The sequence below is a fragment of the Streptomyces stelliscabiei genome, assembly GCF_014873495.1.
Lineage (GTDB): Bacteria > Actinomycetota > Actinomycetes > Streptomycetales > Streptomycetaceae > Streptomyces > Streptomyces bottropensis.
The window spans coordinates 6,361,642-6,382,716 of record NZ_JADBGF010000001.1; the positions used below are offsets into that span (position 1 = coordinate 6,361,642).

General features: G+C 71.6%; 20 protein-coding genes. 9 read left to right on the forward strand and 11 right to left on the reverse strand.

Annotated features, from left to right (window positions below):
* Window positions 1-11 precede the first annotated feature (11 nt).
* From H4687_RS28210 to H4687_RS28220, 3 genes are all read right to left on the reverse strand, one after another.
* Window positions 12-740: a hypothetical protein gene (locus H4687_RS28210; protein ID WP_225966851.1), complete on the reverse strand. Its 729-nt coding sequence runs from the start codon at window positions 738-740 to the stop codon at window positions 12-14.
* Window positions 741-858: 118 nt separating this feature from the next.
* Window positions 859-1,734 (reverse strand): hypothetical protein, encoded by an 876-nt coding sequence (locus H4687_RS28215; protein ID WP_046917237.1) that lies wholly within the window; start codon window positions 1,732-1,734, stop codon window positions 859-861.
* On the reverse strand, window positions 1,727-2,347 hold the full coding sequence (locus H4687_RS28220; RefSeq protein WP_078907590.1) for an RNA polymerase sigma factor: 621 nt from the start codon (window positions 2,345-2,347) through the stop codon (window positions 1,727-1,729). The genes H4687_RS28215 and H4687_RS28220 overlap by 8 nt, the downstream gene beginning before the upstream one ends.
* 100 nt (window positions 2,348-2,447) lie before the next feature.
* On the opposite strand from H4687_RS28220, the gene trpS reads away from it, so the two are divergent.
* Both trpS and H4687_RS28230 read left to right on the forward strand, forming a co-directional pair.
* A complete protein-coding gene (trpS, locus tag H4687_RS28225; protein WP_046917244.1) occupies window positions 2,448-3,461 on the forward strand; it encodes a tryptophan--tRNA ligase in 1,014 nt (337 codons plus the stop codon).
* A 182-nt stretch (window positions 3,462-3,643) separates the two neighbouring features.
* The gene (locus H4687_RS28230; protein WP_046917235.1) at window positions 3,644-4,225 is read left to right on the forward strand and encodes a 2'-5' RNA ligase family protein; all 582 of its coding nucleotides are present in this window, start codon (window positions 3,644-3,646) and stop codon (window positions 4,223-4,225) included.
* A gap of 49 nt (window positions 4,226-4,274) precedes the next feature.
* Here H4687_RS28230 and H4687_RS28235 read toward each other — a convergent pair whose 3' ends face one another.
* Both H4687_RS28235 and H4687_RS28240 read right to left on the reverse strand, forming a co-directional pair.
* Complete coding sequence (locus tag H4687_RS28235; protein WP_046917234.1) at window positions 4,275-5,030, reverse strand: decaprenylphospho-beta-D-erythro-pentofuranosid-2-ulose 2-reductase; 756 nt, start codon at window positions 5,028-5,030, stop codon at window positions 4,275-4,277.
* Between the two features lie 52 nt (window positions 5,031-5,082).
* Window positions 5,083-6,579, reverse strand: a complete 1,497-nt coding sequence (locus H4687_RS28240) for an FAD-binding oxidoreductase (protein WP_050399470.1) — start codon at window positions 6,577-6,579, stop codon at window positions 5,083-5,085.
* A 143-nt stretch (window positions 6,580-6,722) separates the two neighbouring features.
* Here H4687_RS28240 and H4687_RS28245 point away from each other — a divergent pair, with 143 nt between their 5' ends.
* The 3 genes from H4687_RS28245 (at window position 6,723) to H4687_RS28255 (ending at window position 9,179) form a co-directional block, all read left to right on the forward strand.
* Complete coding sequence (locus H4687_RS28245) at window positions 6,723-7,265, forward strand: phosphatase PAP2 family protein (RefSeq protein WP_050399471.1); 543 nt, start codon at window positions 6,723-6,725, stop codon at window positions 7,263-7,265.
* Window positions 7,258-8,199 (forward strand): decaprenyl-phosphate phosphoribosyltransferase, encoded by a 942-nt coding sequence (locus tag H4687_RS28250; protein ID WP_050399472.1) that lies wholly within the window; start codon window positions 7,258-7,260, stop codon window positions 8,197-8,199. Before H4687_RS28245 ends, H4687_RS28250 begins: the two co-directional genes overlap by 8 nt.
* A gap of 104 nt (window positions 8,200-8,303) precedes the next feature.
* Window positions 8,304-9,179 (forward strand): YihY/virulence factor BrkB family protein, encoded by an 876-nt coding sequence (locus tag H4687_RS28255; RefSeq protein ID WP_050399473.1) that lies wholly within the window; start codon window positions 8,304-8,306, stop codon window positions 9,177-9,179.
* 85 nt (window positions 9,180-9,264) lie between these two features.
* Here H4687_RS28255 and H4687_RS28260 read toward each other — a convergent pair whose 3' ends face one another.
* A complete protein-coding gene (locus tag H4687_RS28260; RefSeq protein ID WP_046915417.1) occupies window positions 9,265-10,554 on the reverse strand; it encodes a D-alanyl-D-alanine carboxypeptidase family protein in 1,290 nt (429 codons plus the stop codon).
* A gap of 127 nt (window positions 10,555-10,681) precedes the next feature.
* On the opposite strand from H4687_RS28260, the gene H4687_RS28265 reads away from it, so the two are divergent.
* The 4 genes from H4687_RS28265 (at window position 10,682) to H4687_RS28280 (ending at window position 14,556) form a co-directional block, all read left to right on the forward strand.
* A complete protein-coding gene (locus H4687_RS28265) occupies window positions 10,682-10,924 on the forward strand; it encodes an SCO4848 family membrane protein (RefSeq protein WP_005481042.1) in 243 nt (80 codons plus the stop codon).
* 16 nt (window positions 10,925-10,940) lie between these two features.
* Window positions 10,941-12,272 carry a metallophosphoesterase gene (locus tag H4687_RS28270; protein ID WP_192781828.1) on the forward strand — a complete coding sequence of 444 codons (1,332 nt, stop codon included), beginning with the start codon at window positions 10,941-10,943 and terminating at the stop codon, window positions 12,270-12,272.
* Window positions 12,273-12,466: 194 nt separating this feature from the next.
* The gene (locus tag H4687_RS28275) at window positions 12,467-14,023 is read left to right on the forward strand and encodes an ABC transporter substrate-binding protein (RefSeq protein ID WP_046915419.1); all 1,557 of its coding nucleotides are present in this window, start codon (window positions 12,467-12,469) and stop codon (window positions 14,021-14,023) included.
* 134 nt (window positions 14,024-14,157) lie between these two features.
* Entirely contained in the window at window positions 14,158-14,556 is a 399-nt protein-coding gene (locus H4687_RS28280) for an ATP-binding protein (RefSeq protein WP_046915420.1), read from the forward strand.
* Window positions 14,557-14,817: 261 nt separating this feature from the next.
* Here the strand turns inward: H4687_RS28280 and H4687_RS28285 are convergent, their stop codons facing one another.
* From H4687_RS28285 to H4687_RS28305, 5 genes are all read right to left on the reverse strand, one after another.
* A complete protein-coding gene (locus H4687_RS28285; protein ID WP_225967935.1) occupies window positions 14,818-15,492 on the reverse strand; it encodes a TetR/AcrR family transcriptional regulator in 675 nt (224 codons plus the stop codon).
* Between the two features lie 171 nt (window positions 15,493-15,663).
* Window positions 15,664-16,179, reverse strand: a complete 516-nt coding sequence (locus H4687_RS28290; protein WP_046915852.1) for a thiol-disulfide oxidoreductase DCC family protein — start codon at window positions 16,177-16,179, stop codon at window positions 15,664-15,666.
* Entirely contained in the window at window positions 16,176-16,583 is a 408-nt protein-coding gene (locus tag H4687_RS28295) for a hypothetical protein (RefSeq protein ID WP_046915855.1), read from the reverse strand. The genes H4687_RS28290 and H4687_RS28295 overlap by 4 nt, the downstream gene beginning before the upstream one ends.
* A gap of 84 nt (window positions 16,584-16,667) precedes the next feature.
* Window positions 16,668-17,078, reverse strand: coding sequence for a VOC family protein (locus H4687_RS28300; protein WP_046915853.1), 411 nt, complete (start codon window positions 17,076-17,078; stop codon window positions 16,668-16,670).
* A 139-nt stretch (window positions 17,079-17,217) separates the two neighbouring features.
* Complete coding sequence (locus H4687_RS28305) at window positions 17,218-20,703, reverse strand: DNRLRE domain-containing protein (protein WP_046915854.1); 3,486 nt, start codon at window positions 20,701-20,703, stop codon at window positions 17,218-17,220.
* Between the last annotated feature and the right edge of the window lie 372 nt (window positions 20,704-21,075).

Genomic DNA, 21,075 nt, shown 5'->3' on the forward strand with positions numbered 1-21,075 from the left:
GCCACGGCCGGTCAGGCATCCAACAGCTCCTGACGGGGCTCCCGCGGCGGTCCGGACTCGTGCCGGGCCGCCGCGCGGCGCAGCAGCAGCGTGGCGCCCCCGGAGCCGAGGAGCAGGCCCAGGGCCAGGGCGGGTATCGCCCAGCGGGCATGGCCGGCCGGACCGGACGCGTCCGCGGCGGCGCGTGTGCCGGTGACCGTCCCGCCGGTCTCGGTACCGGAACCGGTGAGCGCGTCGTCCGAGGACGTTCCCTGCACCGCGCCGTCGGAGGGCTCGCCCAGGACCCCGAGCCCTCGCAGCAGCGCCCGCAGCTCCTCCGACTGCTTCGCCTTGTGCCAGACACCCTCGCCCGCGGTCGCGGCGTCCTCCGCCGTTTCCAGTCCCGTGTATATCCAGACGTCCTTCGTGTCGGGCGCCGACATGTACAGCCGGTCCACCCGCCAGGCCGTCACCTCATGGCTCATCCACGTCACGGTGACCATGTCGCCGACCTGACCTCCCCAGGTGCCCTCCGGCCCCCAGTCCGGAGCCTTCTCCCTGCTCCCGTCGAGCGCGGAGCCGGCCGGGACGAGGAGCCTGACCAGGAGGTCGTACTGCTTGCCCGAGCCGTACAGCGAAGCCGTCCTGTGGCTGGTCGGTGAGACCAGCAGCACGCTGGTCGGTCCGCCCGCCGCCGAGGGCGGTGCCCCCAGCAGGAGCAGGGTCAGAGCGGCCAGCGACGCGCCCAACGCCGCCGCCATGTGTCGCGGTCCACGCATCCGACACCCCCGATCGATCCCGGTGCGGTCCGTCCGCACTCGCGGTGTCACTCCTGGTACACCGCTCGAACCGCCGGGGTTCCCACCTCGACCGGACCGATCAGTCCAATGACTCCGCGATCTTCCGCGCCCGGTCCTTCGACGCCACGCCCTCCAGCCGCAGCGTGAACTCCTCGCCGTGGACCCACAGCAGGGTGGGCCCCGCCGTGCGCTCGGAGCGGGTGAAGCGGGAGCCGTCCTTCGAGGTCATCCAGAAGCGCAGGAGGTGCGGCTCCGGGAACCACAACGCGTCGAACGCGCCCGCGCCCAGCCGGACCCACTCGACGGCCTGCTCACCCGCCACGGTCTTGCCGTACCCGGGGGCCAGCCGGGCCGCGTACTCGTCGAGCCGGACGGTGTGTCCCCGCTCCTCCCAGCAGAGGGTGATCACGAAGCGGCCCTTCGGCGCACGCGTCACGGACACCGCGTCCGGCGTCCCCAGCGCACCCGGCACGAGCGGAGCGAACCCCGCCCGCCGCCCTGCCTCGGCGAGCGGGACCGGGTCGGGGCAGCCCGGCACCCCCGCCCCGGGCGAAGGCGACGCCGACGGGTCGTACCGCACCTCGACCCCGCCGAAGTCGAAGAAGTCGGCCACCGCCGCCCGCACCGGAGGGGTGAGGACGAGCACCGTGAGCAGCCCGCACAGCGCGGCCGTCAGCGCCCGCCGACGGAGCCCGAGCCACCGGCGCGCCGCCCGCAGCCGCGCACCGGCGCCCGGCGGCTCGGCCACCGGGGTGGGCACCCGCTCGGCGAGTATCTGCCCCAGCACCCGCTCGACCATGGTCTCGTCCCCGTCGGCCCCCGGCCGGTCCAGCGCGCGCCCGAGCGCCCGCAACTCCTCGGGCAACCGGACGTCACGCCCCTCACTCCCCGTGCCGCCGCCCACACGCTCCCGCTCCGCGTCCTCGCTGCCGTAGGGCCTGTCGGGCTCAGCCATCTCCCTCACCTCCTCCCGTCTTCTCCAGGGCCTCGCCCGGCTCGAAGTCCGGCAGCAGACGGCCCAGCCTGCGCAGCGCCCGGCTCAGGCGGGACTTCACCGTCCCCCGGGGCCAGCCGAGGGCCGCCGCCGTCTCCGGCTCGTCCATCTCCAGCAGATAGCGGTAGGTGACGACCAGCCGGTGTTCCTCGCTCAGCTTCTCCAGGGCGCCCAGGAGCGCGACACGGCGCTCTATGGCCAGCGCGGCGTGGGCCGGGTCGGCCGAGGACGGTATCAACGGCTCGGCCTCGACGAATGCCGCCTCACGGTCGGCCAGGGACCGCTGACGCCCCGCTGTCCGCACTGTGTTCCTCGTCTCATTGGCCACGATCGACAGCAGCCACGGCCGGAACGCGGAGCCGTCCCGGAAGCGGCCCAGTGAGCAGTACGCCTTGAAGAAGGCCTGCTGCACCACGTCCTCCGCGTCCGCGCCGGCGCCGAGCGCCCGGGCCGCCCGCAGCGCGATGCCCGTGTGGGCGCGCACCAGCTCCGCGTACGCCTCCGGCTCCCCGGCGCGTACGCGTGCGATCACCGCGGCCTCATCGACGATGCGGCCCCCTTCCCGCGTTCTCACAGAATGGGTACACCGCCCGAGCCGGATCGGTTCCCGCCCGTGTCCCCTCTGTTTCCGGTCGGTTCCGGAACGCCCCCCGACACCTGAGAGAATGGTGAGCATGGCCACTGACCGACCCCGCGTGCTCTCCGGCATCCAGCCCACCGCCGGCTCGTTCCACCTCGGCAACTACCTCGGCGCCGTCCGCCAGTGGGTGGCCCTGCAGGAGTCCCACGACGCGTTCTACATGGTCGTCGACCTGCACGCGATCACCATCGCGCAGGACCCCGCGGACCTGCGCGCCAACACCAGGCTCGCCGCCGCGCAGCTCCTCGCCGCCGGTCTCGACCCGGAGCGCTGCACCCTCTTCGTCCAGAGCCACGTCCCCGAGCACGCCCAGCTCGGCTGGGTCATGAACTGCCTGACCGGCTTCGGCGAGGCCTCCCGCATGACCCAGTTCAAGGACAAGTCCGCCAAGCAGGGCGCCGACCGCGCGAGCGTCGGCCTCTTCACGTACCCGATCCTCCAGGTCGCGGACATCCTGCTGTACCAGGCGAACGAGGTCCCGGTCGGCGAGGACCAGCGCCAGCACATCGAGCTCACCCGTGACCTCGCCGAGCGCTTCAACGGCCGCTTCGGCGCGACCTTCACGATCCCGAAGCCGTACATCCTGAAGGAGACGGCGAAGATCTACGACCTTCAGGACCCCGCGATCAAGATGAGCAAGTCGGCGTCGACCCCGAAGGGGCTGATCAACCTGCTCGACGATCCGAAGGCCACCGCCAAGAAGGTCAAGAGCGCGGTCACCGACACGGACACGGTGATCCGCTTCGACCCCGCCGAGAAGCCGGGCGTCAGCAACCTGCTCAGCATCTACTCGACCCTGACGGGTACGGGTATCGGGGAACTGGAGCAGAAGTACGTCGGCAAGGGCTACGGTGCGCTCAAGACGGACCTCGCCGAGGCCATGGTCGAGTTCGTGACGCCCTTCCGGGAGCGCACCCAGCAGTATCTGGACGACCCGGAGACGCTCGACTCGATCCTGGCCGAGGGAGCCGAGAAGGCGCGCGCCGTCGCCGCGGAGACGCTCTCCCAGGCGTACGACAAGGTGGGCTTCCTGCCCGCCAAGCACTGAGCCGCACCACCTCGGGCCCCGAGCGCCGACCGCACCACCCGTCGCACCACCGACAGCGCCGCACATCACTCCCGCTGCGCCTGCCCGGAACACCGCCGTGGCCGTACAGTCGATAGCCGGTGCGACGGAGTGCGCCCCGCAAGATCCACGACCACGCGCAGGACACGACGACAGGAGACGACGTGGGGACCGTAACGATCGGTGTGTCGATCGCGGTCCCGGAGCCCCACGGCAGCCAGCTCCAGGAGCTGCGCGCGGGCTTCGGCGACGCCGCGGCTCACGGCATCCCCACGCATGTCACGCTGCTGCCGCCGACCGAGGTCGGCGGCGGCGAGCTGCCGGCGATCGAAGCGCATCTCGCCGAGGTCGCGGCGGCCGGCCGGCCGTTCCCGATGCGGCTGTCCGGCACGGGCACGTTCCGCCCGCTGTCGCCCGTGGTGTTCGTGCGGATCGTCGAGGGTGCCGAGGCCTGCACCTGGCTGCAGAAGCAGGTCCGGGACGCCTCGGGGCCGGTGGCACGCGAGCTGAACTTCCCGTACCACCCGCACGTCACCGTCGCGCACGGCATCGCCGAGGAGGCGATGGACCGGGCGTTCGAGGAGCTCGCCGGGTACGAGGCCCAGTGGCCCTGCACCGGCTTCGCGCTCTACGAACAGGGCCCCGACGCGGTCTGGCGCAAGCTGCGCGAGTTCGCGTTCGGCGGATCGGTCGTCCCGTCGCAGGCGGGGGCGCCGGTGGGGGACACGACACTTCCCACGCGCTGACGCCGCCGATGGAGGGGCAGGGCGCCCACCCGCGAGCCCTCCACCTCCCCTAGAGCGGCAGGCGGCGGAACAGCGCCCTCGGCAGGTGCCTCAGGGCCGCCATCACCAGGCGCAGCGAACCGGGCACCCACACCGTCTCCGAGCGCCGCCGCAGGCCCAGTTCGATGGCGGTGGCGACCGCCTCCGGGGTCGTCGCGAGAGGGGACTCCGGGCGGCCCGCCGTCATGCTCGTGCGGACGAAGCCGGGGCGGACGAGCATGACGTGGGCGCCCGTGCCGTGGAGGGCGTCGCCGAGCCCCTGGGTGAAGGTGTCGAGGCCGGCTTTGCTGGAGCCGTAGATGAAGTTGGAGCGGCGGGCGCGCTCGGCGGCGACGGAGGACAGGACCACCAGGGAGCCGTGCCCCTGCGCCTGGAGGGCCCGTCCGCAGATCAGCGCGGACGAGACGGCGCCCGTGTAGTTGGTCTGGGCGACGCGCGCGGCGGCCACCGGGTCGCGCTCGTCGTTGGCCTGGTCGCCGAGCACGCCGAAGGCGAGCAGGACCATGTCGATGTCGCCCTCGGCGAAGATCTTGCCGAGGATCGCCTCGTGGGACGCGGGGTCGAGTGCGTCGAAGGTGACGGTGTGCGTCTCCGCGCCGAGTCCGCGCAGGTGGACGGCGGCGTTCTCCAGGTCCTGCGAGGGGCGTCCCGCCAGCCACACCGTGCGGGTGCGGCGGGCGATCAGCCGGCGTGCCGTGGCCAGCGCGATGTCCGACGTGCCGCCGAGGATCAGCAGGGACTGGGGGGTGCCGAAGGCGTCCTTCAAGACAGCTCCTGGGTGTGGGGGGGGACAGGGGGTTCCACGGCGTCCACGGCGCTCAGAGGCCGAGGCGTCGGGCCAGGTCCGATACGAAGACGCCGCCCGGGTCCAACTCCCGCCGCAGTGCGCGGAACTCGGGCAGCCGGGGGTACATCGCGGTCAGCAGTTCGGGGCGCAGACGGGCGTCCTTGGCCAGGTAGACGCGGCCGTCGGCGGCCGCGACCTCCTCGTCGAGCGTGTCCAGGAAGGTGCCGAGGCCGGGCAGGCCCGCCGGGATGTCCAGGGCGAGGGTCCAGCCGGGCATCGGGAAGGACAGCCAGCCGGGGTCGCCCTCGCCGAACCGCTTCAGCACGGCGAGGAAGGAGGAGCAGCGGCGCGCGGAGATCCGGTCGACGATCCGGCGCAGGGCCTCCTCGTGGCCGAACCCGACGACGAACTGGTACTGCACGAAGCCGGACCTGCCGTAGATCCGGTTCCAGTGCGGGACGCCGTCCAGGGGGTGGAAGAAGGTGGAGAGGCGTTGGAGTTCGCCGGTGCGGGCCCGGGGGGCCCGGTGGTACCAGAGTGCGTTGAAGAGGCCGACGGCCGTACGGCCCAGGAGGCCTTCCGGGACGCGGGCGGGAGGCGCCGGGAGCCGGCTGGTCCGGAATTCCAACGGACTGGCACCCCGCCGGAGGGTGTTCCCGCGGAACGCGTCCCCGCGAGGGAAAATCCCGCCACGCGCGCGTGAGGACGAGGAGTGCCCCTCACGCGCGCGCGTGGACGGCGATCCCGGCGGCTCCAGCGCCTCCAGGGGCGCGTGGTCGCCGCGGGTGAGGACCGCGCGGCCCGTCGACGCGCCCCGGGCGAGCAGGTCGATCCAGGCGACGGAGTAGCGGTGGTGGCGGTCGCCGGCCGTCAGGCGGGTGAGGAGGTCGTCGAGGTCGCGGGCGCGTTCGGTGTCGACGGACATCCAGGACGTCTCGACGGGCAGGAGCCGTACGGTCGCGGTGAGGACGACGCCGGTCAGACCCATGCCCCCGGCCGTGGCGTCGAACAGCGGGGTGCCGGGGACGACCGTACGGATCTCGCCGTCCGCCGTCAGCAGTTCGAGGGACAGGACGTGCCGGGCGAACGACCCGGAGACGTGGTGGTTCTTGCCGTGGATGTCGGCCGCGATGGCACCGCCGACGGTCACCTGGCGGGTCCCGGGGGTCACCGGCACGAACCAGCCCAGGGGGAGCAGCACCTCCATCAGCCGGTGCAGCGAGACGCCCGCGTCGCACAGGACCGTGCCGCCGTCCGCGTCGATGGCGTGGACCCGGTCGAGTCCGGTCATGTCGAGGACGGTGCCGCCCGCGCTCTGCGCCGCGTCCCCGTACGCCCGCCCCAGACCCCGGGCGATCCCCCCGCGCGCCCCGCACGCCCGTACGGCGGCCGCGGCCTCGTCGTAGGTGCGCGGGCGCAGCAGACGGGCGGCGGTCGGGGCGGTGCGGCCCCAGCCGGTGACGGGGACGGTCCGGCCGGGGGTGGGGGGTGGGGGAGCCGGAGGGGCTGCTGCGGCGTCGGCTGGCATGCCCGCGACCGTATCGCCGCGTATGCGGAGGAACCGGGTACGTCGGCCCGGCCGCTCTGTCGCCTCACCGAAACGGGTGATTAATGGGATGTCGTTCTAGATTGCCGCAGCTCCCGGACGATCACCTAGAAGAGTGGCATCGCATGGATGAAGTTGACGTCGTCGACGGCGTGCGCGGCCTGGACCGGCGGTTGCTCTCCGTGCTGCACGCCCGGGGCGCGGACCCGCGCGTCGCGGCCGCCGCGCGCGGACTGTCCTGGGCCGGGGAACACGGCCTGCTGTGGCTCGCGGGCGGACTGGCGGGGGCCGCCGTCGACCGGGAGCGGCGCGGCGTGTGGCTGCGCGGTGCGGCGGTGACCGCCGGGGCGCACCTGGCCAGCATGGGCGTCAAGCGAGTGGTGCGGCGGCCCCGCCCCGCGCGGGTCGCACCCCTGGTCCGCACCGCCGGGCGGCACTCCTTTCCCAGCTCGCACGCCAGTTCGGCAGCGGCGGCGGTCGCCGTCGTCGCCCTCGGGGCCCCGGCCGCCCCGCTCGTCCTCGCCGCCGCTGCCCCGCTCGCCGCCGCGATGTGCCTCTCGCGGCTGGTGGCCGGCGTGCACTACCCGTCGGACGTGGCGGCGGGCGTGGCGCTCGGGGCGCTCACCGCGCGCTTGGGCGCACGCTGGGTGGTGAACGGCCGTGGCTGAGCGCACCGTCCTCCTGGAGCGGCGGACGGCCCCCGGGCAGGCGGCTCCGAAGGCCGGCCTCGCCCTCGGACTCCTGCGCACCGCCCGACCCCGCCAATGGATCAAGAACACGCTGGTCGTCGCCGCGCCCGCGGCCGCCGGGGAACTCCTCACCCCGCGCGCGCTCCTCCAACTCCCGCTCGTCTTCGTGCTCTTCACGGCCTGCGCCGCCGCCGTGTACCTCGTCAACGACGCCCGGGACGCCGAGGCCGACCGCGCCCACCCGGTCAAGCGCCACCGCCCGGTCGCCGCCGGACAGGTGCCCGTACCGGTCGCGTACGCCGTCGGCGGCGCCCTGGCCGTGCTCGCGCCCCTCACCGCCGCGTGGCTCTGCCCGCCGTACACCGCCGTGCTGCTGACCGCCTACCTCGCACTCCAACTCGCCTACTGCGTCAGTCTCAAGCACGTCCTGGTCGTCGATCTGGCCGTCGTCACCACCGGGTTCCTGATGCGGGCGATGGCCGGCGGGCCGGCGCTGGGCATCCCGCTGTCGCGCTGGTTCCTGATCACCACCGGCTTCGGCGCGCTGTTCATGGTCGCGGCCAAGCGCTACTCGGAGGCCGTGCAGATGGCCGACCGGCCCGGCGCCACCCGGGCGCTGCTCACCGAGTACACGGCCGGATACCTGCGCTTCGTCTGGCAGCTGGCCGCCGGGGTCGCCGTGCTCGGCTACTGCCTGTGGGCGCTGGAGGAGGGCGGCGTCCCCACCACCGGGGTCCTGCCCTGGCGCCAGCTCTCCATGGTCGCCTTCGTCCTGGCCGTCCTGCGCTACGCCGTCTTCGCCGACCGGGGCACGGCGGGCGAGCCCGAGGACGTCGTCCTGCACGACCGCGCCCTCGCCCTCATCGCGGTGGTGTGGCTGACGATGTACGGGCTGGCGGTGGCGGACTGGTGACGCGACGGCCACCACGCCGGGGACGGTGACGTCCGGAGCGCCTGCGCGGACCGGTGCGGGGGTACCCGGCATCGGTCGGCGACGAGTGGGGCAGAGTTCGGATCATGGACTGGCTGAAAAAGCTTCCCGGGGTGGGCCCCCTGGCGGAGCGTCTGATGACCACGCACGCGTGGCGGTCGTACGAGCGGCTCGACCGGGTGAAGTGGACCCGGCTGGCCGCCGCGATGACCTTCATCAGCTTCCTGGCGCTCTTCCCGCTGCTGACCGTGGTCGCCGCCGTCGCCGCGGCGACCCTCGGCAAGGACAGGCAGCAGGACCTTGAGGGCCGGCTCGCCGAGCAGGTGCCCGGCATCTCCGACCAGCTCGACATCGCCGGCCTCGTCGAGAACGCCGGCACGGTCGGGGTCATCGCGGGCGCGCTGCTGCTGTTCACCGGCATCGGCTGGGTCGGCGAGATGCGCGGCTGTCTGCGCGCGGTGTGGGAGAAGCCGGACCCCGACGAGAACCCGGTCCTCGCCAAGGCCAAGGACATGGGCGTCCTCGTCGGCCTCGGCGGCGCGGTCCTGGTCTCCCTGGCCGCCTCCACCGCCGCCTCCTGGGCCGTCGGCCGGTTCGCCGACCAGCTCGGCATCGACCGCGACGGCTGGGGCGGCATCCTCCTGCGCGTCGCCGCGTTCGCCGTCGCCGTCCTCGCCGACTTCCTGCTCCTCCTCTACGTCCTCACCCTGCTCCCCGGCGTCCATCCGCCCCGCCGCCGCCTCGTCGTGGCCGCCCTCATAGGAGCCGTGGGCTTCGAACTCCTGAAGCTCCTGATCAGCGGTTACATGCAGGGCATCGCCTCGAAGAGCATGTACGGCGCCTTCGGCGTCCCCATCGCCCTGCTCCTGTGGATCAACTTCACCACCAAGCTCCTGCTGTACTGCGCGGCCTGGACGGCGGAGAGCAGCAAGGAGGCACCGGAACCGGCAACGGACGAGTGAGGGGCGAGGGGCTGCCGCGCGACCAGCCGCAGCGCACCCACGCCCCACACGCCGGGGAGCGACCCACGGCCGCTCCCCGTCCGCCCTACCTGCGCCCCCGCAGAGGCCACTTCCGGTTCACGAGGAACACGCCGCCGGCCACCAGCACCAGCACGCCTCCCGTGATCCCGAGCGCGATCCCGACGCCGCCGCCCCCGCCGGAGGCGCTCGCCGCCACGGACTTGCCCCCCGCCCCGCCGGAGGCGGACGCCGAGTCGGTGGCCCCCGGCCGCGCACTCGGTTCGGCACTTCCGCCGGAGTTCTCCGCGCTCTTGGGCGCCACCAGCTCGCCCACCGGCGTCACCTTGCCCGCCGCCTTGAACCCCCAGTCGAGGAGGCTCGCGGTCTCCTTGTAGACCTGGTTGTGCTCGTTCTTCTCCGGGTGCATGACCGTGACGAGGAGGACCCGGCCGCCCCGCTCGGCGACCCCGGTGAACGTGGCACCCGCGTTGGTGGTGTTGCCGTTCTTCACACCCGCGATGCCCTGGTAGGAGTCGAGGCCGCTGTCCCCGGTGAGCAGCCGGTTGGTGTTCTGGATCTCGAAGGAGGAGCGGCTCTTCTTGCCGTTCTTGCCCTTCTTCGTCTCACCGGGGAATTTCGCCCGGACGGTGGAGCAGTACTCCCGGAAGTCCTTCTTCTGCAGCCCCGACCTGGCGAACAGGGTCAGGTCGTACGCCGACGACACCTGCCCCTTGGCGTCGTAGCCGTCGGGGCTGACGGCGTGCGTGTCGAGGGCCTGCAGCTCCTCGGCGTGCGCGTTCATGTCGGCGACGGTCTGCTTCACGCCGCCGTTCATGGCCGACAGGACATGGACCGCGTCGTTGCCGGAGCGAAGGAAGACGCCGAGCCACAGGTCGTGGACGGTGTACTTCTCGTCCTCCTTTATGCCGACCATGCTGGAGCCCGCGCCGACGCCCGCCAGGTCGGCGGGGACGACCTTGTGCTCGTCGTCCCTGTTGAACTTCGGCAGCAGCGTGTCCGCGAACAGCATCTTCAGCGTGCTCGCGGGGGCCAGCCGCCAGTGCGCGTTGTGCGCGGCCAGCACCTCGCCCGACTCGGCGTCCGCGACGATCCAGGAGCGGGCGCTGATGTCCTTGGGCAGGACCGGCGCATCGCTGCCGAGGGCCGCCTGGGTGCCCGGCCTGCCCAGCTGCTCGCCGCCGACGGTCGACATGGTCGCCGGGGGAGTCGCGGACGGCGAGGCGCTCGAACTCGGTGACGGCTTCGCCGCGAAGGCCGGTGCGGCCGTCAGTGTCAGCGAGGTGAGGGAGAGGGACAGCAGGGTGGCTGAGGTGACCAGCAGGGGGCGCCTGGCGGTCTTCTTGGAGGCGGGCACGATCGAGAAAGTACATGGCTCCGACCGGTAAATCCCACCGCAGCGCGCCGTGGCTCGTTCTCGCCAACTCGCGCCCCCGCTCGCACCCCGGCGCGAGGACCCTGCGGCCGGCGGCGATACTGAACGCATGAAGCTCAGCCGCCCCCTCTCCTGGTTCCTGCTCGCCTTCGGGGTGTGGAGCTGGGTCATCTGGACCACTTTCATCAAGAACCTGTGGAAGGACGGCAGCGGGCTCGCGTTCGACGACGCGGGCGATCCGACGGCGTACTTCTGGGTGCATCTGACGCTCGCCGTCGTCTCCCTTGCTCTTGGGACGGCCATCGGGGTCATCGGGTTGCGCGGAGTGCGCGCCCTTCGCCGGACCGCGTGACCGGGAGTACGACGTGATGATCGTTGTCTTCGTCCTTGTCGCTCTGCTGGTGCTGAGCGCCTTCGGGGCCCTGCACTGGTACGCGTGGCGCCGTCTGGTGCGCGACACGACACGTGGGCCGGGCCTCGCCAGACGCGTGGGCACGGTGGTGTTCGTCGTCGGGCCGGTGCTGATGTTCGCCGGATTCGCGGCCGAGCGCGCCCACGCCCCCTTCTGGCTCCAGCGGACGCTGACCTGGCCGGGCTTCATGTGGCTCGCCCTCTCGCTGTACCTGCTGCTGGCCCTGCTGGCGGGGGAGCTCGTACGGCCCTTGGTGAGCCGTCTGGTGGCGCGGCGCGCCCCGGCGCCCGCGCCGGACCAGGAGCCCGTGGTGCGCGAACCCGAGCCGCAGCCGGTACCGGCGGGAGCCCAGCCCGCGGAGGCCACCGATACCGGACAGCCGGCCGCGCCCGCCGCCCCCGCTGCGGACCCCCCGGCCCCGCCCGCCTCCACCACCCCGCCCGCCCCCGCGGCCCCCACCGACCCCTCCCGTCGCCTGTTCGTCTCCCGGGTCGTCGGCGGGGCCGTCGCCGCCGCGGCCGTCGGTACGGTCGGCTACGGCACCTACGGCGTCGTCCGCGGCCCGAAGCTCAAGCGGGTCACCGTGCCGCTGGCGAAACTGCCGCGCGCGGCCCACGGTTTCCGGATCGCGGTGGTCAGCGACATCCACCTCTCGCCGATGCTGGGCCGGGGCTTCGCGCAGAAGGTCGTCGACACGATCAACTCGACGCAGCCCGACCTGATCGCGGTGGTCGGCGACCTGGTCGACGGCGACGTGGCCGACCTCGGCCCCGCGGCGGCGCCGCTCGCCGGACTGAAGGCGCGCCACGGCAGCTACTTCGTCACCGGCAACCACGAGTACATCTCCGGCGCCGAGCAGTGGGTGGAGGAGGTGCGCCGGCTGGGCCTGACCCCGCTGGAGAACGCCCGTCGCGAGCTGCCGTATCTCGATCTCGCCGGGGTGAACGACATCGCGGGCGAGGACGAGGGCCAGGGCCCGGACTTCGCCAAGGCGCTCGGCGACCGGGACACGTCGCGGGCCGTCGTGCTCATGGCGCACCAGCCCGTCCAGATCCACGACGCCGTCGACCACGGCGTCGACCTCCAGCTCTCCGGACACACGCACGGTGGCCAGATGTGGCCGATGACGTATGTCGCCCAGGCGGCCAATCCCACCCTCGCGGGTCTGGAGCGCTACGGCGACACCCAGCTCTACGTGAGCCGGGGCGCCGGCGCGTGGGGACCCCCGGTGCGGGTCGGGGCACCGTCGGACATCACGCTGGTGCAATTGGCGTCGAAGCAGGCATGACGGGACGTCAGAAGCCTTTCTGCATAAGGTTCCGAAACCTTTCTGTCATGCATGGGTAATACGCTTACCTAGTTCTTTCTCAATTCAACAAAACCTGCCTTCCGCCAACACAGCCGACTGTGGTTAGGTGATCGGCGCCACCGCGAAACCACTGTGCGCAGTGGGCCGGGTGGGGTTCTTGGGAGGGTCTTCCGATGCGGTCGGTTCGCTTACGGATTCTCGCGTCGCTGCTGGTGCTGGCGGTCGCGGCGATCGGCGGCTGGCAGTTGCTGCCCGCCCAGCTGGACGAGAGCAGGACGATCACCGTCGGCACGACCGACACGGTCACCTCGCTGGACCCGGCCGGCGCCTACGACGCAGGTTCCTGGGCGATGTTCAGCAGTGTGTTCCAGTCACTGCTGACCTTCGAACCGGGCGGCGCGGTACCGGTGCCCGACGCCGCGAGGAGCTGTGCGTTCGTCGGCAACGCCCTCCTGGTCTACCGCTGCACCCTGCGTCCGGGCCTGACGTTCCCCAGTGGCCGCGAGGTCACCGGCAAGGACGTCAAGTACTCCTTCGACCGGGTCAAGCGCATCAACGCGGAGGTCGGTCCGGCCACGCTGCTCGACACCCTGCGGTCGGTCACCGCGAGCGGGCTCTCCGTCGACTTCCGTCTCTCCTCGCCGGACGCCACCTTCCCGTTCAAGGTGGCCACCGGCGCCGGGTCGATCGTCGACCGCACGAAGTACCCGACGAACCGGCTGCGCACCGACGCCGGCGCCGACGGCACCGGCCCGTACTCCCTGACCTCCTTCACGAACGAGCAGGCCCGCCTCACCCCCAACCGCGCCTACCGGGGCATCGCCCGCACCACCACCGGCAGTCCCGTCCTCATGCGCTACTACAAGAACTCGGCCGCGCTGCAGAAGGCATGGAAGGCGCGGCGGGTCGACGTCGTCACGCGCACGCTGCCGCCCAGGACGCTGGCCGACCTGTCCCCCAGCGATCCCGACCAGCGGGTCACCGAGGCCGACAGCACCGAGACCCGCAACCTCGTGCTCGACGTGCGGGCGGACTCGCCCCTGCACGACCGCCGGGTACGGCAGGCGATGGCCGCGCTGATCAACCGCGAGAAGCTGGTCGCCGACGTCTACCAGGGCACCACCGACCCGCTCTACTCACTCATCCCGGCCGGCATCACGGGCCACACCACCTCGTTCTTCGACGCGAACCCCCAGCCGGACCCGCAGCGGGCCCGCCGTCTCCTCGACGAGGCGGGCGTCAGCATGCCGGTGCGCTTCACGTACGGCTACGCCGAGGGCCGGGGTTCGTCCGCCGCCGAGGCCGCCGAACTGAAGGAGCAACTGGAGGCGAGCGGGCTGTTCTACGTGACGACCAAGGCGTACGAGTGGACCGAGTTCCAGAAGAGGTACGCCGAGGGCAAGCTGGACGCGTACGGGGTGGGCTGGGTGGCCGACTACCCCGACCCCGACACCTTCGGCGGGCCCCTCGTCGGCACCGGCGGCTCCCTGAGCAACGGCTACAGCAGCGAGCTGGCCGACCGTCTCATCAAGGACAGCCAGCGCTACGCGGACCGCAGCCGGGCCGTGTCCGACTTCAAGGAGCTGCAGGAGGTCGTGGCGCAGGACGTGCCGATGATCCCGCTGTGGCAGCGCAAGGAGTACGTGCTCAGCAGCGAGGACGTGGGAGGGGCACAGTATCTGTCGGACGGGACCGGCGTGTTCCGGCTGTGGCGGCTGGAATGGATCTGATCCGGCCGTGGATATGACGGAAGCCGCGTGACACCTGACGCGAACTCGCGGGTCGGGTGAGCGCGGGAGTGACACGACGCGTCCGCCCCGCGCATCTTCGTGTGTCGGGGGCGGGTTCGGGGTGAGGAGCGAACGTGCTGAGACGCGACTCCTTCCGGCTGCCCCGCCATCCGGCGTCCGTGGGCCTGGTCCGGCGACGCGTGAGGGAACACCTGGTCGACTGGGGGCACGGGGAGGGTTCCGCCGCCCTGGACGACATCGTGCTCGTGGTCTCCGAGCTGGCGACCAACGTCGTACGCCATGGCCCGTTGCTGGAGCGGGAGTTCGAGGTGGCCGTGACCGCGCTGGCGGACGGCTCCTGCTTCATCGAGGTCTCGGACGAGGGGACGGCCGAGCCCCGGCTCCAGCAGGTGGGGGAGTGGGCCGAGACGGGGCGCGGGCTACGGCTCGTGGAGCACATCGCGGCGGCGTGGGGAGTGTGGAGCCGGGGGCGGCACGGGAAGACGGTGTGGGCGTTGGTGGGGGTGCCGTAGCGCCCGGGGGGAGTGTTTCGGCGGGTGAGGAGGGCCATGAGTGGGCGGGCGCATGAGTGAGCGCGTGGTGTCTCGGGGTCCCTGGACGCGGCGGTGCGACCGTCGATTTCAAGCCATCGCCGGTCGCCCCGTCACCCGTACGAACCTGCCCGCGCCCTCCTCCGCGAGCCCGCCCCGCGCCCCCTCCGCGGGCCCGCCCGGTCGCCTGCCCCCCGACCCGGCAGGTCACCGGCCCGGCCCCGTCGGATCGTCAGGTCCTGATCAGTCCTTCCGCCCCGCCGCCCCCGGATCCGGCAGCACCTTCGTCATGCCCGGCAGGAAGTCCGTGAACAGCTCGTGGACCTCGCGGACCAGGGGGCGCAGCGCGCGGAACCGGGCGAGGGAGACGCCCCGGGTCGTCAGCCGGGCGCCGCGCTCGGCGAGCCGGTAGCTGCGGGCGCGCCCCTCACTGCGGTCGAAGACCCAGTACAGGACGAGCCCCATCAGGGACAGCCACATCAACTCGGGCAGGATCTCCCGGAGTTCGTCCGGAACCTTGGCCTTGGACCCGGCGAGCACCTCGCGGTGGATGGCGATGGACTCCTCGCGCGGCCCCTCCGACTCGGGCGAGAAGGGGCTGAGCGGACTCTGTGGATCGGCCGCGTTCTTGAAGAACTGCGCCGCGAACTCGTGGTACGGCTCCGCCACGTCCAGCCACGCCTTGAGCACCCCGGCGATCCGCGCCTCCAGATCCCTCTCCCGCTCCAGCACGGGCCGCACCGCCACCAGATGCTCGGCGCCGATCCGGTCGTAGAACCCCTGGATCAGGTGTTCCTTGCCGGCGAAGTAGTAGTACGCGTTCCCGACGGAGACCCCGGCCTCCTTCGCGATGGCCCGCATCGTCGTCTTGTCGTACCCGCGTTCCTGGAAGAGGCGCAGCGCGGTCTCCAGGATCAGCGCGCGGGTCTGCTCGGACTTGGCGGAGCCCTTGGGGCCGGGTTGCCCGGACCCCGGCGAGGGGTCGGTGTACGGCTCGTCGGCGCCGGATTCGGCGCCGGATTCGGCGCCGGGCTCGTCGGCGCCGGGCTCTGGGCTGGGGCTGTCGTTCACTGCGGGCACGGGCAGAGCCTAACGAGTCGAACAGGTACCGGTGTCGCAGTCCGGCGGGCGGTACAGCCATCCGTAGCGCCGGTCGTACGCCCATCCCTTCAGCTCGGCTCCGCCGCTCCCGCAGCCCGAGCCGGGCTGCCGGTGGGTACCGCGCCACTTCGCGGCGGCGAGTACGGCGGTACGCGCGAACCGGGCCCCCGCCGGGGTGCTCAGCCGGTGCGCGAGCGGCCGGTGTTCGCGCAGCGCCCACAGGCACACGATCCAGGCGGCGGACCCCCGGTACACCTGGCCGCCGTCCCCCACGATCGTGATCTCCTCCAGCGTCGCCCCGTGGTCGAGCGACGGGAACAGTCGCCGAGCCTCCTCCGACCCCGCCGCCACAAACTCCAGCGGCACCAACTGCCGTTGCCTGCCCAGCCATCCCCGCAGAAAGGCGCACAGCCCGCACCCGACGTCGTACAGCACGGTGAGCCCGCGGACCGGGACGCGCTCGGCGCCCCGGTCCGCGGTGGCCGGCTCGGCCACGGTGCTCATACCCGCCCCGTGGGAGCGGCCCAGCCCTGCGGCGCGACCGGCGGCATCTGCTCCCGCTCCATCACGCCCCGCCGCCGGAACTTGTTCAGCACGAACACGTTCCCCAGGTGCAGCGCCCCGAGCACGAGCAGCACCACCCCGAGCTTCGCCGACACCGCCTCGAACACCTCGCGCGGGCTGTCGATGGCGCCGTCCGCGTTCAGGTAGAGCGCCACGAACCCCAGGTTCACGAGATAGAACCCGACCACCAGCAGGTGGTTCACCGCGTCCGCGAGCTTCTCGTTCCCTCGCAGCACATCCCCGAGGAAGATCCGCCCGTTACTGCTCAACGTCCGCGCCACCCACACCGTCAGCCCCACGCTGACCAGCAGATAGACCACATACGCGACGACCGTGAGGTCCATGTCCCCACCCCTTCCCAGCTTCTTGAACGCGTTCAAAGCGTCCTGGGAGAGACTGTAGACCCCTTTTTGAACACGTTCAAGCGGTCATCCGGTGCGGGCCAGCTCCGGCCGCTTGCTGTAGTCCGTGAGGCCGATGACGTTCCCCCAGGGATCCGCGAACTCGACGGTCCATCCGGTGGCGACGGAGAACGGCGCGTCGAGCGGGGCCACTCCCGACGCCGCGAGGGCCCGCGCGGCGGCCCGCGCGTCGGGCACCTCCAGCCACACCCGCGCGGACGCCCACGCGGGCGGCCGCTGCGGCAGCTCCTCCTCCACCCGGAGCAGCAGCCCGGGCGTCTCCTTGCCGACCTTCAGCCCCGCGATCCCGGCCTCGTCCAGCCGAAAGTTCACGTCGAACCCGGCCCGCTCGTAGAAGGAGACGGCCTGGGGGAGGTCGCCGACGGGGAGGAGGAGGTTGTCGAATCCGAGCAGCTCGTACGACTCATTGTCTGACATGTCGTCAGATTAGAGCGTCGGTGGGTGGGGTGGTGGGAGCGACAGCACGTGCATGGCGCGGTCGGGGGGACGGTGGAACCGGGCATGCGAAGGGGGGCCGGCCGCGGCTTTCCGCGACCGGCCCCTCCCCGTACTCCGGTCAGCCGATGGCGATCCGGGTCTTCCAGTAGCTCGCGGGTGCGACGATCTCCGTACCGGAGCCCGACAGAACCGTCTTGCCGCCGGCGTAGAAGCGGACCGAGCCGTCGGAACGCACGGTCCAGATGTCGGGGATGCCATCCCCGTTGGCGTCCGGCGTTCCGATGAGCAGCGGGACGTTGGCGTTGGACCAGCCGGCGGAACCGTACTCAAGATCGGTGCCGCCGGAGGAGTCGGCGCCGGACGACAGGGAGTCCAGGTCGGTGCCGCCGCCGCTCGCCGCTTTGCCCTTGCGGAGCATGAGCTGGGAGTGGACGTCGGTGCGGTACACCATGTCCGTCACCCCGTCGCCGGTGATGTCCAGGACGGTGACGATGTCGCGCTCGGTCCAAGCGGAGGCCGACAGCCGGATCGCCTGGTCGATCGTGGCGCCGTGGTAGCCGGTGAGAGCCCAGAGTTCGTCGCCCGCGGTGGCGAAGAAGTCGGTGCGGCCGTCGCCGGTGGCGTCACCCGTGGAGACGATCTGCGTCAGCGAGGCCGGGCTGGGAGCCCCCTCGGGCAGCAGGATCTCCACGCGCTTGTCGATGTTGACGGCGCCGTAACCGTCGCCGGGATACACCCACAGCCTGCCGCCGACACGCACCACCAGGTCCTGGAGACCGTCACCGCCGTAGATGTCCCCGTTGTGGGTGATCAGGGCGCCCTTGAAGTGCCCGGAGGGCACGCCGACGTACGGCGGCAGGTCGTCGCCGTTCGGATCCTTGTCGGGGTTGGCCCGGTAGGCGCCGGCCATCGAGTAGTCCAGGTCACCGGAGCCCTTGGCGAGGTCGTTGGTGGCCTGGGACGGGTAGAGGGACAGGTTGCCCTCCTCGGTGACGGCCATCAGGTCCGGGAGCTTGTCCCCGGTGAAGTCGCCGGGCGAGTCGGCCTGGTCGCGGGGGGAGACGTAGAAGAAGTACTTCGTCGGCTGTGACACGTTGCCGGCGCCGTCCACGGTCCGCACGTACAGCACGTTGGGCCCTGCGGTGGGCGGCTTGGCATTGGTCAGGGTGGCACTGACGGTGGCCGCGGTACCGGCCTTCCGGTCCAGATGGAAGGGGTAGCTGGGCGAGTTGAATCCGTACTCGTACCGCACGACGTCCGTGTTGAGGGCGCGCACGGTGAAGCTGCCCGCCGTGCCGAACTTCTTGGTGCTCCACTTCGAGTCGTCGGCGCCGCTGCCGAAGCCGTTCTCGTCGGTGTCGGCGTTGGGGAAGTCGGTGGAGCCGACCTTGGGCAACTTCGGTGCGGCGGTGTCGAGGACGAAGCGGCACGGTGTCTTGGCCGGGGAGAACCGGGAGAACGATCCCGCGTCGTCCCGGGCCCGCACCCGCCATGAGTAAAGAGTGCCATTGGTCAGCTTGCCGGTGGAGAACTCGTCGGTCGTCCTCAGCGCGGTGTCCTTGTCACCGCCCACGGTCACTTTGCCGGTCTTGCCGAGCAGATCGCCCGTCGAGGCCCATTTGCCGTGCGGCCACAGGTCGAAGTCGAGGAATTCGAGATTCTTGTCCTTGTCGGACGCCTTGGCGGTGAAGGTCAGACTGCCCGATCCCATCCGGACGTACGGCTGCGTGGTGGTGCACTTGGCGTCGGGGCCGAGGTCGAGGGAGGTGGGAGCGGTGGGCTTGCGGTTGTAGACGAGTTCGAGCACGGGCGGGTACTCCCCGTTGGCCAGGAACTTCTTCCACGCGTACTGCGAGTTCTCGTCGCGGGCGCGCATTCCGAACGTGATGCTGTCCCGGCCTTCGTCGGCCTTCTTCTGGGCGGCCGTACGGACGTTGAAGCCTTCCCAGGCGTCCCGGCAACCGGACTTGTAGCCGTGCGCGAAGCTCTTGGTGGTGATCTTGTTGCCGTCGTGCAGCCTGGGCGCGTTCCTCCAGTTGGTCCGTCCGCTGACCTTGGCGGTGAGATGCACGCTCATCGAGCGGGCGCTGCATGACCAGGAGTACGTCTCCAGCATGTACAGCGTCGCCGACACGATCTTCGTGCCCTTGAGGTCCTTGTCGAAGTAGATGTTGAAGTAGGAGCGCGAGGTGCCCCAGGTGTCCGACTCGAAGCCGACCCGGGCCTCGTGCGTACCGCCCTTGTTGAAGCCCCTGCCGTTGTAGAACGTGGCGTTGGGGTGCCGGCTGTACGCGGTGGTCCAGTTCTGGACCTGCTTCTTGACCGACGGGTCGACGAAGACCGGGTACGTGGTGGCCGGGTCGCGGAGGAAGTCCTGGTCGGGAGTGAGGAGCCAGTTCCCTCCGGACAGCTCGGTCTCGACCAGTTCGCCGCGGGAGTCGGGTGAGGGGCCGTCGAGACCGGGCAGGCCGAGGGTGGCCGCCGAGCCGGACTGCGAGGGCTCGGGCGTCGGCTCTGCCGGTGCGGACGGCGGCGGGGAGTCCGACGGAGTGGGCGCGGGGTCGTCCGTGCCCACCGGGAGCTCCTCGGGGTCCGGGTCGACCTGCTCGTCCGTCTCGACGAGTTCTTCCTCGGTGGCGCTCGCGTCGTCGCCCGGTGTCGGGGTGGACGAGTCCTCGGCGTCGGGGCTCTCCGGGTCGGTGGGCTGCACGGAGGCGCCGACCGAGCCGTCGGTGACCGCCGGGGCGCCGCTGCTGTCCCACATCAGCGGCGTCGGTGACAGCGCGACCTCTTCACCGTCCGCGTCCTCGGCGGCGAGGACGCCGGTGCTCGGGTTCAGCCGGAACGACAGGTCCGCCGAGGTGATGCCGTAGGTGAGCTGCTTGGCGCGCGGGTCGGCCGCGGCCTGCCGGTTCTTCAGGACCAACAACTGCGCGAAGCCGTCGTCGTCGGCCGTCAGCACCAGATCGGCGCCCGGGAAGATCTCCGGGTACAGGGCGCGCGAGCCGTCGACGATCGGTGCGGGGACCACGCCGGGCCAGGTGAGGTGGATGTCGTGGCCGTCGACGGTGAGGGTGACGAGGGTGCTCGCGTCGGCGGCGACCGTCCTGAGGCTCTTGAGCAGGGAGACCCGCTGCACAGTGGACCGGGAGGTGCGCTGCTCGTCGCCACGCGTCCTGTCACGCGTCGCCTCGGAGCCGGCCGAGAACACCATCCTGGTGTTGGTGGCCTTCGGCTCCCAGCCGTTCCCCGTGCGGCGGAGGTCGTAGTCGATGTCCTTCCACTCGCCGCCCACCTTGGCTCGGACCGGGGAGGAGTAGAGCTTCTTGGCCATCCTGCCGTCGGGACGCGCCCAGGTGGTGGACCGCGCCGTACGCAGCGCCGTGACCTCGACGGGCTTCCCGGTCTTCGCGGCCCGCGCGAGCGCGGCGGCGTCGGTCACCGGCTTCGCCTTCCGGTCGCCGCTCGACCTGCCGTGCGGGCCTGGCTCATCCAGGCCGAGGCCGATGAAAGTGATGCCGGTGGCAGCGAGCGCCGCGGTGAGTACGACGGCGGTGGTCCGTCCGCCGGGCACGCGACGCCCGTTGCGCTCCTTGCGCGTCATCGGGCGAGTTCCCCTTCCCCCTGTGGAACCGGCGCGGGACAGGGCTCGGCCGGGCCAGCCGATGATGGCTCACGAGGGCGCTGCCGTCACGCTTCGCAAAGCGAGGGCGTCGAATGAGTCGAGTAACAGCGGGAACCGTAAAGAGTGTTGTGCGCGGTCGACGCCAACTGCGCCGGTGGCGGACCCTCTTGGGGCAAAGTGCTGCAGAACGGCAACCAACTGCCTTGATTTCATGGGTGTTTGTGGCAGGTCCTCATGAACTGCGCGGTTGATCGCAGGCGAGTCACTGCTTCCGTAAAGCACAGGTAAATGCGGAATAAACTTCACTGACCGTTACCTTGCATTACGCGCCGTGGTGATCATCACATCCTC

What these genes read in the sequence shown, in the direction of transcription:
- H4687_RS28210 (WP_225966851.1), bottom strand. Translation starts at nt 740, where the DNA reads ATGGCGGCGGCGTTGGGCGCGTCGCTGGCCGCTCTGACCCTGCTCCTG.
- H4687_RS28215 (WP_046917237.1), bottom strand. Translation starts at nt 1,734, where the DNA reads ATGGCTGAGCCCGACAGGCCCTACGGCAGCGAGGACGCGGAGCGGGAG.
- trpS (WP_046917244.1), top strand. Translation starts at nt 2,448, where the DNA reads ATGGCCACTGACCGACCCCGCGTGCTCTCCGGCATCCAGCCCACCGCC.
- H4687_RS28240 (WP_050399470.1), bottom strand. Translation starts at nt 6,579, where the DNA reads ATGCCAGCCGACGCCGCAGCAGCCCCTCCGGCTCCCCCACCCCCCACC.
- H4687_RS28245 (WP_050399471.1), top strand. Translation starts at nt 6,723, where the DNA reads ATGGATGAAGTTGACGTCGTCGACGGCGTGCGCGGCCTGGACCGGCGG.
- H4687_RS28255 (WP_050399473.1), top strand. Translation starts at nt 8,304, where the DNA reads ATGGACTGGCTGAAAAAGCTTCCCGGGGTGGGCCCCCTGGCGGAGCGT.
- H4687_RS28265 (WP_005481042.1), top strand. Translation starts at nt 10,682, where the DNA reads ATGAAGCTCAGCCGCCCCCTCTCCTGGTTCCTGCTCGCCTTCGGGGTG.
- H4687_RS28270 (WP_192781828.1), top strand. Translation starts at nt 10,941, where the DNA reads ATGATCGTTGTCTTCGTCCTTGTCGCTCTGCTGGTGCTGAGCGCCTTC.
- H4687_RS28275 (WP_046915419.1), top strand. Translation starts at nt 12,467, where the DNA reads ATGCGGTCGGTTCGCTTACGGATTCTCGCGTCGCTGCTGGTGCTGGCG.
- H4687_RS28290 (WP_046915852.1), bottom strand. Translation starts at nt 16,179, where the DNA reads ATGAGCACCGTGGCCGAGCCGGCCACCGCGGACCGGGGCGCCGAGCGC.
- H4687_RS28295 (WP_046915855.1), bottom strand. Translation starts at nt 16,583, where the DNA reads ATGGACCTCACGGTCGTCGCGTATGTGGTCTATCTGCTGGTCAGCGTG.
- H4687_RS28300 (WP_046915853.1), bottom strand. Translation starts at nt 17,078, where the DNA reads ATGTCAGACAATGAGTCGTACGAGCTGCTCGGATTCGACAACCTCCTC.
- H4687_RS28305 (WP_046915854.1), bottom strand. Translation starts at nt 20,703, where the DNA reads ATGACGCGCAAGGAGCGCAACGGGCGTCGCGTGCCCGGCGGACGGACC.